Origin of the sequence: Myxococcus sp. AB025B (genome assembly GCF_006518215.1) — a bacterium.
In the GTDB taxonomy this organism is placed as follows: domain Bacteria; phylum Myxococcota; class Myxococcia; order Myxococcales; family Myxococcaceae; genus Myxococcus; species Myxococcus fulvus.
On sequence record NZ_SRLW01000029.1, the window covers coordinates 1 to 13,916 of the forward strand.

At 71.6% G+C, this 13,916-nt stretch carries 6 protein-coding genes; 3 read left to right on the plus strand and 3 right to left on the minus strand.

All coding sequences use genetic code 11. The features are described 5' to 3' along the window. Positions 1-4,289: serine/threonine-protein kinase (locus tag FL311_RS07135; RefSeq protein WP_141324185.1), on the plus strand; the 4,289-nt coding region annotated here is incomplete at its 5' end. Positions 4,290-4,342: 53 nt separating this feature from the next. After that, positions 4,343-5,674 carry a serine/threonine-protein kinase gene (locus tag FL311_RS07140; protein ID WP_141324186.1) on the plus strand — a complete coding sequence of 444 codons (1,332 nt, stop codon included), beginning with the start codon at positions 4,343-4,345 and terminating at the stop codon, positions 5,672-5,674. On the opposite strand, the gene FL311_RS07145 is transcribed toward FL311_RS07140, so the two are convergent. Then, the gene (locus FL311_RS07145; protein WP_141324187.1) at positions 5,675-7,054 is read right to left on the minus strand and encodes a sigma 54-interacting transcriptional regulator; all 1,380 of its coding nucleotides are present in this window, start codon (positions 7,052-7,054) and stop codon (positions 5,675-5,677) included. Between the two features lie 34 nt (positions 7,055-7,088). Between FL311_RS07145 and FL311_RS07150 the strand changes: the two genes are divergently transcribed. Next, entirely contained in the window at positions 7,089-8,480 is a 1,392-nt protein-coding gene (locus FL311_RS07150) for an MBL fold metallo-hydrolase RNA specificity domain-containing protein (RefSeq protein ID WP_141324188.1), read from the plus strand. A gap of 3 nt (positions 8,481-8,483) precedes the next feature. Here FL311_RS07150 and FL311_RS44945 read toward each other — a convergent pair whose 3' ends face one another. Together FL311_RS44945 and FL311_RS07160 are read right to left on the minus strand one after the other, a co-directional pair. After that, positions 8,484-11,420, minus strand: a complete 2,937-nt coding sequence (locus FL311_RS44945; RefSeq protein ID WP_228556721.1) for a hypothetical protein — start codon at positions 11,418-11,420, stop codon at positions 8,484-8,486. A gap of 6 nt (positions 11,421-11,426) precedes the next feature. Next, positions 11,427-13,814, minus strand: a complete 2,388-nt coding sequence (locus tag FL311_RS07160; protein WP_141324189.1) for an FdhF/YdeP family oxidoreductase — start codon at positions 13,812-13,814, stop codon at positions 11,427-11,429. Positions 13,815-13,916 lie beyond the last annotated feature (102 nt).

The following is a 13,916-nucleotide window of genomic DNA, read 5'->3' on the forward strand; positions in this document are numbered from 1 at the left end:
AGCTCCCGCCGAGCGTCCCCCCGGCCCCCCTTCCGGACGTCCCGGGGTACCAGCGGGGTGTCTCCGTGGGACGAGGCGGCTTCGGGCGTGTGCTCGCGGCGCGGCGGGAGTCCGACGGCCGGCCCGTGGCCCTCAAGGTGCTGGAGCCGCACGCCGCGGAGCGATTGGCGCGGGAGCTGGAGGCGCTGCGACGCATCGGCCCGCCGGTGACGCCGGAGCTGCTGGGCGAGGCCCGCACGCTGGCGGGTGAGCCCGTGGTGGTGATGGAGCTGATCGCCGGGCAGACGCTCGCGCAGCGGTTGGCGGGGCTGCCCCGGTCGGGCGCGATGTCGTGGGAGGAAGCGAGGCCCGTGATGCTCGCCCTGGCGCGCGCGCTGGTGCGGGTGCATGCCGCGGCGGTGGTGCACCGCGACCTCAAGCCGGAGAACATCATGCTCTCCGGAGAGCGGCTGGTCCTGGTCGACTTCGGGCTGGCGCGCCTGGGCGCGGAGCGGGACGAAGCGCCCTCGCCGACGGTGACGAGGACCGGGCAGCGTCTGGGCACGCCCGAGTACATGGCGCCCGAGCAGTGCCTCGATGCGCGAGCCATCGATGCGCGCGCGGACCTCTACGGGTTGGGCGTCGTCTACTTCGAGCTGCTGTGTGGGCGTCCGCCGTTCGTGGGAGACACCGCGTCGGTGCTCCAGGCGCATGTCGCCCGGAGGCCACCGGTGCTCTCGAAGCTGGCGCCGTGGGCGGTGCCGCTCGAGTTGGAAGCCCTGGTGTCCCGCTTGCTGGCGAAGGCCCCGGAGGAGCGCGGGCCCGGCGCGGCGGGCGTGGCGGATGCGCTCGAAGCCGTGCCGCGGCAGGGGACCGCTGGGAGGCCACGGGGCAGCGCGACGCAGGGAGCGGGCGTGGCGGATGCGCTCGATGCCGAGACCGGGGCGAGGACCTCCGCACCGCCACAAGTCAGCTCGACGCAAGGGGCGGGCGTAGCGGATGCGCTCGATGCCGAGACCATTTCGAGGGTCTCAGCACCGCCACTGCTCAGCGCGACGCAAGGGGCGGTCGTGGGGGATACGCTCGAAGCCAAGACCTGGGCGAGGACCTCCGCACCGCCGCAACTCAGCTCGACGCAAGGGGCGGTCGTAGCGGATGCGCTCGATGCCGAGACTGGGGCGAGGACCTCCGCACCGCCGCAACTCAGCTCGACGCAAGAGGCGGTCGTGGCGGATGCGCTCGATGCCGAGACCAGGGCGAGGACCGCCGCACCGCCACTGCTCAGCGCGACGCAAGGCGCGGACGGGGTCCCGATGGGGACCTCCGCGCCAGTGCTGGAGTCTCCCGAACCGCGCACAGTCGCCACGACGGGTGAGAGCCCCCCGGGCCATTCGGAGACCTCCGCACAACGAGCCAGGGACGTCGCCCTGCTGGGCGTCAAGACGCCGCTCGATGTCCCCACGCTGCGGGGACTCCTCACCAGCACCGGCGCGGAGCTGGCGCGCATGGAGCCGGGGCTCGCCCTCTTCGCGTTTCCCCGTGCGGCCCAGGTCGAGACGGGGCTGAGTGCCGCGCTCAAGGCCGCGGAAGCCCTTGCGAGCCAGCTTCCTCCCGGTTCGATGCGCGTCGTGCACCAGGCACGGCTCCGCGTGCGCGAGCGAGGTGGCCGATGGGTTCTCGGTGGCGTCGCGCTCGAACAGGTGGGCAGGTGGTGGCCCGAGCCCGCGACCCCATCCGACACACTCCTGCTGACCGCCGAAGCGCGTGAAGGACTCGGCGCGCTCGACCCTGTCAGCACACCCACGTCATCGGACCTCGCCCCCCTCCCCATCGCCACCGTGCAGGGCCGCGGCGCGGAGCTGGACTGGCTGCGCGCGGGCATCACGAAGGTGCGCGAGCAGCGCTCGCCCATGCTGCTGACCCTGCTAGGCGACGAAGGGCTCGGCAAGACGCGGCTGTTGACCGAGCTCCACGGTGAGCTGCTGACAGCAGGCGCTCTGTCCACCCTGCTGGTGGGAGCGCAGCGGGACGAAGGCAGCGCCACCGAGAGTGGCTTGGGTCACCTCATCTCCACCCTCCTCGGCCTGCCGCCAACCACCTCTTCTGATGAAGGGGTGCGCAGGCTCATCGAGAGCACGAACACGACGCTGGATCTGGCGACCGCGCATCCCGCGGCGCGCAGACAGCACCTCGCACGAGCGCTCGCGTCGCACCTGCGCCGCCGTGCCGAGGAGCGCCCCCTGGTGCTGCTCGTGGACGATGCGGAGACGATGGACCCCACCGCGCTCGACGCGCTGGAGCTGGCCACGCTCTCCGGCCTCACCTCGCCGCTTTGCATCGTCCTCACCGGACGCCCTCGACTCCTGGAGCTGCGCCCATACCTCGGTGAGCGCGCGGCGGACAGCGCCCGGCGCACGCTTGCGCCCCTCGATGACGAGGCCGCGAGCCACGTGCTGCGGCAGCTCCTGAGTCCCGTGGATGTCCCCGCGGAGAGCATGCTCCGTGAGCTGGTGGCGCGCTGTGGTGGCTCGCCGCTGCGCCTGGTGGAGACGGTCCGCGCGCTGAGGGCCGCCGGCGCCATCCGGACTCGCGCCGGAGGAGGAGGCTATCTCGCGGCGGAGGCCCTGGATGCGCTGGCCGTGGAGAGCCCGGACGAGCGCGTGGCGGAGCGCGGCCTGCTCGCCCTGCCCTCCGGGCTGCGCGCGCTGCTCCAGGTGGCGGCCGTGCTCGGCGAAGACGTGCGCTGGGAGGAGCTGTCCGCCACGCTCACCCGGCTCGACGGGAGCGAAGCGCTGGACCTCTCCCTGGACCCGGGCGTCGGACTGGAGCGACTGGCGCGGCTCGGGATGCTCGAGCCCCGAGGCCCCCGCCGCTGGCGCTTCGAGCACACCCTGTTGCGCGAGGCCTTCGCCGCGAGGCTGCCTGGAGCGCTCCGTCGCCGCATCTGCTCCGCCGCCCTGGAGGCCCTGCCCGACGCCCCCTTGCCCCGGCGCGCCCGCTGGGCCGAGGGCGCGGGCGAGACCATCCTGGCGCTCGAGCTCCACCACGCCCTGGCGGAGTCGAGCCGCCGTGGACACCGGTTGCTCGAGGCCGAGCGCCACTTCTCCGCCGCCCTGGAGTGCGCGCCTCGCGAGCATGACGTGCGTCGACTGGAGCTGCTGTCCGGCCGTGGCCGCGTCCGCTACCGGCTCCAGCGCATCGACGACGCCCTCGAGGACCTGCGTGAGGCGCGGCGAATCGCCGTCTCGCGAGGCGCCGTGCTGCGCGAAGCGGACCTGCTCCTGGAGGAAGCCACCGCGCTCGACTGGCGGGACGACACGGACGAGTCCACCGCCCTGCAGGAACAGGCGCTCCAGTTGCTCGGAGAGCCCGTCCCCTCCGAGCTGGCCGCGCGCCACGCCCTGGCCAAGGCGCGCGCCTTCGTGCGTCGGGAGGACATCACGGGGGCCATCGCGCCCCTCCAAGAAGCCGTGACGCTGGCGCGCTCGACGGGCGACGAGGAGACGGAGGCCATCGCCCTGGCCATGCTCGGCGCGATGCTGGGTTGGACGGGGCAGCTCGACGACGCCGAGCGCCGCTTCGCCGAGGCCATCGCACTGTGCGAGTCCACCGGAGACACGCTGCACCTGGGGGTCGCGCTCAACAACCGCCTGGTGCTCCACGTCCAGCGTCGCGACGTGGCGGGGGCGCGCACGGACCTGGAGCGCGCGGTGAGCCTGGGACGCGAGCTCGGCAACGTGCAGATAGAGCGCACCTCGGCGTTCAACCTCGCCGTGCTCCTGGGCTACCAGGGCCTCGCGGAAGAAGCCCTGCCGCTGGCCAGACGCGCGGGAGTGCTCAGCCAGCGCTGCTTCCCCCACTCCATGGCGCAGGACGCGTTGCTCGTGGCCCGCCTGTGCTGTGAGCTGGGCGACCTGTCCGAGGCCACGAAGCAGCTCGCGTGGCTCGATGAACAGGCCTCACGCGTGCGCCTCACGTCGGCGGACCAGCTCATGGGCGAGGTGGTGCGCCGCGTGGTCGCCGAGGCCTCGGCCTGGGTGCCCTACTCCCGCGAGCATTGGGAGGCCCAGGTGGAGGCCTCGCGAACACGGATGCCGCCCGATGAACGGATGGAGGTCCTCGTCTGGGCGGCGAGAGCGGCCCGTGCGGCGGGCGACGACGAAGCGCTGGGTGCCCGGGTGGCCGAGGTCGAGCAGACCGCGCACGAGGCTCCACTCTGGACCTCGCGTGTGCGAGGGCTCGAGTCGGCCGTGAAGGGCCAGTGGCCGGATGGTGCTCCCGCGAGCACGCGTGCCAAGACAGGTCCATAGGCACCCGAGGGGACGTCCTGGAAGGACGCGAGCGCAGGGGATGGAGGGCCGCAATGAGTGAGTGGGACAAGCGCGAGGGCAACGCCCAGGTCGCCCTGTACGGCGACGAGCTGGAGCCCGGAGCCCTCGTCGGCGCGTGGATGGTGGAGCGGCGGGTCCACTCCGGCCTCACCGCGTCGCTCTATCGCGCCATCCACCTGGACACCCGGACGCCCGCCGCTGTGAAGGTCGTGCGGGCCCACCTCAACCACGTCAGCGAGGTCCTCCTGCGCTTCAAGCAGGAGGCGGACACCCTCCTGGCGCTCGACCATCCCCACATCGTCCGCGTGCTGGAGTACGGGGAGCTGCGCGACGGAAGGCCCTGGCTCGCCATGGAGTGGCTGGAGGGAGAGAGCCTGGACCGGTGGCTCTCCCAGCGAGGCCCCTTCTCGCTCGCCGAGGCCCACACGGTGATGGAGGAGCTGGGGAGCGCGCTCGCGGCGGCACACGGGCAGGGCATCCTGCACCGCGACCTGAAGGCCCAGAACGTGATGTTCCTGCCGCGCCCCGAGGGCTTCAGCGTGAAGCTGGTGGACTTCGGCATCGCCAAGGTGGCGCCCCTGTCCGGAGGCACGGCGCTGACCACCGCGGGCGCGGTGCTCGGAACTCCGGTGGCGATGGCGCCGGAGCAGATCCTCGGCCAACCCGTGGACGCGCGCACGGACCTGTACGCGCTGGGCGTGCTGCTCTACCAGTTGCTCGTGGGACGCCCCCCGTTCGACGGAGAGAGCGCGGTGGAGGTCGAGGAGCAACACCTGCACGCGCCTCCGCCCCGCTTGAGCGAACACGTCCGGGTGCCCGCGGCGTTGGAGGCGGTGGTCTCACGCTGTCTGGCCAAGAGGCCCGAGGAGCGTTGGCCGGACGTGACGCGCTTCCTCGCGGCGCTGCGCTCGGCGCTCATCGCATCCGCCGACTCCAGCACGTGGGCCTCGGCGCTGTACCTGGACCTGCGCTTCACGACCTCGGACGTGGACCCGACGGACGAAGCGCTCGACGCGAGGGACGCCGCGCTCGACGCAGGCCGTGAGCTGCTGGAGTCCGAGGGGTGGACCCTGGCGCTGGAGGGAGGCAATGCCCTGCTCGCGTGGCGCGCGCTGTCCGACGAGGCGCCGGCGCGGGCGCTGGAGCAACGGGGCTGTCGGCAGCTCGCCGAGCGGCTCCTCGCGTGCGTCCTGGAGCTCGCGGGGACGGAGGTCGAGACGCGCGTCTATCTGCACGCCGAGCCCGGAGCGCTCTCGACGGATGCGCGAGGCACGCGGCGGCTCGCGGGGAGCCCTCTGGCCCGGCTCGAGGGTTGGACCACGGGTGGCGTGCCCGGCCAGGTGACCGAGCACGCGGCGCGCTAGCTACGTCCGCAGTCCGCGCTTGCGCAGCAGCCGGTAGAGGTACACGCGGTCCATCTCCGCCGCGGTGGCGGCCTGGGACACCTTGCCGTGGTGAAGCTGCATCAGCGCGTCCAGGTACTCGCGCTCGAAGATCTCGAGCGCCCTGCGACGTGCATCCGCGTAGGGCTGCTTCGGGTCCACCAGGCTGCCCATGACCCCCTGGGCGCCCACGGTCTCGGTCTCGGGCGGCAGCGCGTCCTGGAACACGAGGCAGCGCTCCAGGTGGTTGCGCAGCTCGCGCACGTTGCCGGGCCACGCGGCGTGCTGGAGCTGGTTGATGAACTCGGGCGTGTTGAGCGCGGAGACCTGCTCGGGCGCGGCGCCGAAGCCCGCGAGGATGCGCTCGGCGATGGCGGGGATGTCCTCGGGGCGCTCGCGCAGCGAGGGGATGAGGATGCGCACCACCGCGAGGCGGAAGAAGAGGTCCGGCCGGAAGCGGCTCGCGTTCACCTCCGCGCGCAGGTCCCGGTGGGTCGCCGCGATGACCCGCACGTTGACGGGCTGATACGTGTTCGCGCCCAACCGGCGAATCTCGCGCTGCTCCAGCACGCGCAGGAGCTTGGGTTGCAGCTCCGCGGGCAGCTCGCCCACCTCGTCGAGGAAGATGGTGCCGCCGTCGGCCTCTTCGAAGGCGCCGATGCGCCGCTGGAGCGCGCCGGTGAAGGCGCCCTTTTCGTGCCCGAACAGCTCGCTCTCCAGCAGGTTGCCGGGGATGGCGCCGCAGTCGACCGTGAGGAAGGGACCGGCGGCACGCGAGCCCGCGCGGTGGATGGCCAGCGCGGCGCGGCTCTTGCCGGTGCCCGTCTCACCCTCCAGGAGCACGGTGGCGTCACTGGCCGCGGCGCGCTCCATGAGCGCGAAGCTGGCGCGCGCGACGACGGAGGTGCCCACCAGCTCGCCGAAGGCGGTGCGCTCGGAGATCAGCAGCCGGTTGCTCTCCGCGCTGAAGTCGAAGCGAAGGCTGACGCGGCCCAGGCGCAGCACGCTGCCTCCGCGCAGGTAGGCCTCGCGCACGTGGACGCCGTCGAGCACCGTCCCGTTCAAGCTGTCGAGGTCCCGCACCCGGGCGCCATCGCGCTCGATGCGCACCTCGCAGTGGAAGCGCGAGACGGTGGGCTCGTCGATGACGAAGTCGTTGAGCCCGTGCGAGCCGATGGAGAAGGTGTCCGCGTTGGAGTCCTTGTAGACGCCGGGCTGGGGGCCTTCCAGGAGCGTGACCCGGAAGCGGCGGACCGCGCCCGTGAAGCCGGGGCGTCCGGTACCCGTGGGTCGGGTCTGCTGGGCGTCCTCGCCCTTGGAGGGTACGCGGTCTGCCCCGGGGGGACGCTCGGAGGTACTCATGAGCATCCCACGCTAGCACGGTAGACTGGGGGCCATGGCCTCCCTCCATTTCCTCGGCGCCGCCGGAACCGTGACGGGTTCCAAGTTCCTCCTCGAGCATGACGGGCAGCAGGTGCTCGTGGACTGTGGGCTCTTCCAGGGACAGAAGGAGCTGCGACAGCGCAACTGGCAACCGCTCCCGCTCCCCGCGCGTGAGCTGGACGCCATCGTGCTCACGCACGCGCATATCGACCACACAGGTGGGCTGCCGCGCGTGATTCGCGAGGGCTATGACGGCCCCATCTACACCACGCCCGGCACCCGGGATTTGACGGCCCTGCTGCTGCCGGACTCGGCGTACCTCCACGAGGAGGAGGCGCGCTACGCGAACAAGGAGGGCTACTCCAAGCACCACCCCGCCCTGCCCCTCTACACGGTCCCGGACGCCGAGCGCGCGGTGAGGATGATCGAGACCTTCGGCTACGAGCGGCCGAAGGAGATCCTCCCGGGCATCACCCTGACCTTCTATCGGGCGGGACACATCCTCGGCTCGGCCGTCTGTGTCTTCGACTTGAAGAGCACGCGCCAGCGCGTGGTCTTCAGTGGGGATCTGGGTCGCTATCAGGCGCCCATCTTGAGGGATCCGCAGAGCGTGGACTCGGCGACGACGCTGGTGGTCGAGAGCACGTATGGGGACCGGCAACACCGCGAGCAGAAGCCGATGGAGGCGCTGCGAGACGCGGTGAAGGGCGCGTTCGACCGTGGGGGCGTGGTGGTGATTCCCGCGTTCGCGGTGGGGCGCACGCAGGAGCTGCTCTTCCACCTGCGCAACCTGGAGGAGGCGAAGCAGCTCCCCGTGGTGGATGTGTTCGTGGACTCGCCGATGGCCTGTGACGCGACGCCCGTGTACCTGGCGCACCCGGAGGAGCACGACCTGGTGATGAAGTCGCTGGTGGAGCGTGGGGCCTCACCGCTGGCGACGCAGCGGACACGGTTCGTCACGTCGGCGCGGGAGAGCAAGCGGCTGAACCTGCACGAGGGGCCGGCCATCATCATCTCCGCGTCCGGCATGGCGACGGGAGGCCGCGTGCTGCACCACCTGAAGCACCGGTTGCCGGACCCGCGCAACACGGTGTTGTTCGTGGGCTACCAGTCCGTGGGCTCGCGTGGGCGCAAGCTGCTGGATGGGGAGAAGGAGTGCCGCATCCACGGGCAGGTGGTGCCGGTGGGCGCGGAGATCCGGACGGTGAGCGGGTTCTCCGCGCACGCGGACTGGACGGAGACGATGCGCTGGATGGAGGGGTTCGACTCGCCGCCGCGCCAGACGCTGCTGGTGCACGGCGAGCCGGACGCGCTGGAGGCCCTCCGGCGGCGGGTGCAGTCGAAGGGCTGGAAGGCGTACGTGCCGGGCTACCTGGAGAAGGTGGAGCTGGAGCTGGCGGTCTGACGCTCAAGGCCTCGGCGTGCGGGCCCCCGAGTGGAAGGAGCACCGGACGACGAAGTCCGGTGCGTTCGGGGATTCGGGGGAGACGTGTTCGAGGAACGCGGTCCGCTCGTCTCCGGTCCAGAGGTTCACGAAGTCGCCCATCCACCACTGGGAGAGGGAGCGCGCGGCGCGGGCCACGGAGTCCCGGGACACGGTGGTGAGGGAGCGCTGGGCGTCCATCAGGTCACGCACCAGTCGGGCTGGGAGCATCCAGCACTCGGCGCGAGGAATGGGCGGGACGAGGAAGAGGCAGTAGGCCGAGTCGGTGCGTGACAGCAGGCCATCGACCATTTCACGGCCGAGCCGGAAGTGGGGCAGCCACTGGCCTTCTCCACGCTGCTCCAGCTTCACGACCTGGACGAGCACCGCGCGCTCCGTGTCGACGAAGCCGTCGACCTCGGCGTTCATCATGAACGCCACCTCGGTGCCCGAGGTGCGTGAGTCCGGGACCCGGTCCGACGAGCCTCGCTTGCCTCGGCCGCGCCGCGAGCGTGCGGAGGGGTCTTCGTCGGGGAGACGTACTTCGGAGGCGGAGGTCTCCGTGGGCGCGACCAGCGGAGGCAGCGGCTCCGCCTGGGCCGTTTCGGCGGCGGCCGAGGGCTCAGCTGCGGAGGCGTCGACCTGTGAGCCGCCGTCAACCTCCGCATGGGCCGTTTCGGCGGCGGCCGAGGGCTCAGCTGCAGGGGCGTCGACCTGTGAGCCGCCGTCAACCACGCCGTCAGCGGCCGGCGTGGCGATGACCATGGAGGAGGCGCTCTCGACGACGGCCTCCACCTCCCGCGGGCCCCGTGCATCGGCGGCAGGCACAGACTCCCCGACGGCCAGTCCGTCAGAAGGCCCCTCGTTCACGTCCGCGAGAGACGTTTCGTCGGAAGCCTCGACCCGCGACAGCGCCTCCGCCTCCAACAGGCGCGAGACCTCGTCCTCCATCGACAGCGATTCGTCCCCACTCCGCGCGCTCTCATCCTCGGCCATCACGGACTCGACCACGGGAGCCCAGGAGGTCGACATGTCCAACACACCCACCGGGCCCACCTCGGTGGCCACGGGCGCGGCTGGCGCCCTCCCCCGTCCTCGCCTCGAGGGCTTCGGCGCCTCGACCACCCGCTCCGCGACACGTCGCACCGTCAGCTCGAAATCGAGCGGCGGCGGCTGGCCCTGGGCCAGCAACGAGAACAGGTCCGCCTTCACGCGGCCCAGCTCGCCACTCAGCGCCTCGAGCAGCGAGTCCACCAGCTCCACCGTGTCCTCACGGAACCGCTCCGGATAGCGCGCCGAGAAGTCCGCTTCCACGCGAGTCACCGCGCCGAACAGCAGTTCCTCCAGGTCACGGTCCCTGAGCCACGTCCGCCCACTCAACGGCACCGCACGCGTCACATGCAGATGCCTCAACGCATCCGTGAGGGACGCCGGAGCCACCGCGCCCGTGGGCGGCGGAGCCTTCGCGCCATCCTTCCCCGTGGCCCCCTGGAACCAGCGCTGCAGCGTCCGGACGCGCAGCCGCACCCGAGACGACGGATGGTCCTTGAGCCGCCGGACCTGTCGTCGGTCCGTCTCCGTCCGCGCCAGCGACAGCACCACGAGCTCCGCCTCGGACGACGCCGCGTCCGGCGCACACCACAGAAAGAACTCGATGGCCGCCTTCCGAGGCATGGGCTTGCGAGCAATCCGCTCCGCCACCTCGTCCCGCCACGCCGCCAGCTCATCCAACCCGGGTCGATTCTCCGACCCCAGCTTCGGCCACAAATCCGCGCACTCCTCCGCGAGCCAGCAAAGGTGCGCGAAGCCCGTCGCCATCGGCTCCAGCTTCGCCCGCATCCGCTTGCGCCGCTCGAACGCGTCCGACAAGCCCTTGCGCACCGACGCGCGGAACAGCCGCTCCTCCAGCCACACCTGCGTCAGCACCAGCCCCGGCTCACCCTTGCGCAGGTTCGCCTGACAGTGGTCCAGCACGAAGCGCACGGGCCCCAGGTCCGTCAGCGTGTCGAAGTCACTGCCCACCAACGCGCCCAACGCCCCGCGCAGCCCATCCACCGGCGGCGCATCGAAGCGCGCCAGCAGCTCGCACAGGTTCTCCACCACCGCGGGCGACCCACCCACCTCCAACGTGCGCGCCAGCAACACCCCCGCGCGGGCACACCACTCCGGCTCCTTGCGCCCGTTCGGGTAGCACGCCAGGAACCCGCGCATCGCCCCGCGTCCATCCGGAGACGTCGCCAGCGCGAACAGCCGCTCGGCCAGCACCTCCGAGGCCTCCTGCCACGGAATCCGCGAGGCCCGCGCGCGGATGTAGTCCGCCAGCTTGTCGCGCCCGGCCTCCGCCGTCGCCGGCAGCAGCAGGCGCAGCTGCTCCAGCATTCCGATGGCCTTGTTCCCCGAAGCCATCACCCGCTTGAGGTCCACCTCCACCGAGTCGAGGAAGCGCAGGGCCCGCCCGTCATACGTACACGGCACGTTCCCCACGAGCGACAGCAACGAGTCCGGATGACGCTTCAGGTACCGCGTCAGCACCGTCGACAGCGCGGCCTCGCTCTCACGAAGCACCCGCGCCGCGACCTCCGGCTCACCCGTGCCCCGCAGGAGCTCCAGCATCGCGCCCTGCCGCGACAACAACCGCTCCAGCAAGCCCGCCGGCGGCGCCGCATAGGGCCACAGAAGCTCACTGCACGAGCCCACCAGGAACAACAGCTCGCCGAGCCCGCGCTCTCCCCGGGCCAGCCGCTCCCAGGCGGCGAGCTGCGCCAGCGTCCGCTCCTCCAGCGACGCCCCGCGCACCCAATCGGCGAAGGACGTGCTCCAGCGCGCGGACGCCTCCACCGCCTCCGTGGCGGGAGTGCTCGCGACTTCCTCGTAGAGCGGCCGGAGCGACTCCGGCCATGCGGCTTCACCGGGCGGGTGCATGCGCGCTCACGGACCCCATGAAGTCGAACCCTCGACGAGGGAAGGCGCCTCGACCGACGGCGCCACGGTGATGACCACGGACTTCGAGGCCGGCGTGCGGCTCTTCTCCGCGAAGCTGTCCACCGGCACCAGCACGTTCGTCTCCGGGAAGTACGTCGCCGCGCACCGCCGGGGGATGTTGTACGGCACCACCACGAATCGCCTCGCCACCCGCGTCTCGCCTCGGAAGTGGCTCGTCAGGTCCACCACCTGGCCCTCGGTGAGCCCGCGCTCCTGGATGTCCTTGGGATGCATCAACACCACGCGCCGCCCACCCTTGATGCCACGGTAGCGGTCATCCAAGCCATACACCGTGGTGTTGAACTGGTCATGCGTGCGCAGCGTCATCATCATCAACTGCCCGGGCTCCAACTCCTCGCCCGGCATGGTGTGCACCGTGAAGTGCGCCTTCCCACTCGCCGTGGTGAAGCGCCCTTCCCGAGGCCCGTTCGGCAGATAGAACCCGCCCGGCTCCTGGACGCGCCGATTGAAGTCGGCGAACCCCGGGATGACCCGGGCAATCACGTCTCGCACCCGAGCGTAGTCCTCCACCCATGACATCCACGGCACCTTCGAGCGCGCGCCCAACACCGCCGTGGCCAGCCGCGCGACGATCACCGGCTCGCTGAGCAGGTGCTCGGACGCCGGGGCCACCGCGCCGCGCGTGGCGTGCACCACGCCCATCGAGTTCTCCACCGTCACGAACTGAGGCCCCCCCGCCTGCACATCCCGCTCCGTCCTTCCCAGGCACGGGAGGATGAGGGCGCGCCGTCCGTGGACCAGGTGCGCGCGGTTGAGCTTGGTGGACACATGCACCGTGAGCCGTGTGCGCCGCAGGGCCCGCGCGGTGAACTCCGTGTCCGGCGTGGCCGACAGGAAGTTGCCCCCGAGCGCGAAGAACACCCGCACCTGTCCCTCGTGCATGCCGTGCAGCGTGTCCACCACGTCCTTGCCATGGTGCCGGGGAGGCTCGAAGTCGAGCTCCCGCGCGAGCGCGTCCAGGAACTCGGGCTTCGGCCGCTCCCAGATGCCCATGGTGCGGTCGCCCTGCACGTTGCTGTGCCCGCGCACCGGACACAGGCCCGCGCCCGGCTTGCCGATGCTGCCGCGCAGGAGCGCCAGGTTGACGATCTCCTGGATGTTGGCCACCGCGTTGCGGTGCTGTGTCAGCCCCATGGCCCAGCAGAAGATGATGCGCTCGGAGCGGGCCAGCAGCTCCGCGGCCGCTTGAAGCTGCGGTCGCGGCACCCCGCTGCGCGCCACCACGTCGTCCCAGCTCACCGCGCTCACGTTGCGCGCGTACGCGTCGAACCCGAGCGTCTTGTCCTCGATGAACCCGCGCGCCACCACCGTGCCGGGCCGCTCGGCCTCCATCTCCAGCAGCGCCTTGCCCAACCCCTGCAGCAGCGCCACGTCCCCGTTGATGCGCACCTGGAGGAACTGGCTGTTGAGCGCCGTTCCCGGGCCCAACAACTGGAACACCTCCTGCGGATGCCGGAAGCGATTGAGCCCCGCCTCGGGCAGCGGGTTGATGCTGACGATTTCGCAGCCCCGGCGCGCCGCGGCCTGGAGCGTGGAGAGCATGCGCGGGTGGTTGGTGCCCGGGTTCTGGCCGATGACGAAGACGGCCTGCGCCTGCTCGAAGTCCTCCAGCGTGACGGTGCCCTTGCCGATGCCAATCGTCTCGCCGAGCCCCGTGCCGCTGGACTCGTGACACATGTTCGAGCAGTCCGGCAGGTTGTTCGTCCCGAACTGCCGCACGAACAACTGGTACAGGAACGCGGCTTCGTTGCTCGTGCGTCCGGAGGTGTAGAAGCACGCCGCGTCGGGCGACTCCAGCGCGTTGAGCTCCTCGGCCACGAGCGCGAAGGCCTCGTCCCAGGAGATGGGCGTGTAGTGCGTGGCGCCCTCGCGCAGCACCATCGGGTGCGTCAGGCGCCCCTGCTTGCCCAGCCAGTGGTCGGACTGCGCGCACAGCGCCGCGACGCTCCACTGCCGGAAGAAGTCGGGCGTCACGCGCTCCTTCGTGCCCTCCTCCGCCACCGCCTTCGCGCCGTTCTCGCAGAACTCCGCCACCGAGCGATGCCCCGGGTCCGGCCACGCGCAGCCCGGACAGTCGAAGCCGTCCTTCTGATTCACCTTGTGCAGGAGGAACGAGCCGCGCACCGGGCCCATCTCGCCCCACGCGTGCTTCATCGAGGAGACGATGGCGGGCACGCCACCCGCCACGGTGGGAGGGAGACTGACCAGGGGAGGCCTCGGCTCGTCGGGCGGTTGGACGGGTGGCAGGGGCCGGGCCAGCGCCGCGCCCTGCTCGCTCCGGGTGTCCTCGTCGTCCCGCTGTGTCTCGGTCATGCCCGCCCTCTCCTGGTGCCCTCCGGACGACCGTCCGCTCGTGGCGCGCGCGACTCTACCGCTCCCGGGCCTCGCGGTAACGCCTGCTCGAAGCCCGTCGGG

Excerpts from the sequence above, each read along its gene's own strand:
- FL311_RS07140 (WP_141324186.1), top strand. The coding sequence starts at position 4,343 with ATGAGTGAGTGGGACAAGCGCGAGGGCAACGCCCAGGTCGCCCTGTAC.
- FL311_RS07145 (WP_141324187.1), bottom strand. The coding sequence starts at position 7,054 with ATGAGTACCTCCGAGCGTCCCCCCGGGGCAGACCGCGTACCCTCCAAG.
- FL311_RS07150 (WP_141324188.1), top strand. The coding sequence starts at position 7,089 with ATGGCCTCCCTCCATTTCCTCGGCGCCGCCGGAACCGTGACGGGTTCC.
- FL311_RS44945 (WP_228556721.1), bottom strand. The coding sequence starts at position 11,420 with ATGCACCCGCCCGGTGAAGCCGCATGGCCGGAGTCGCTCCGGCCGCTC.
- FL311_RS07160 (WP_141324189.1), bottom strand. The coding sequence starts at position 13,814 with ATGACCGAGACACAGCGGGACGACGAGGACACCCGGAGCGAGCAGGGC.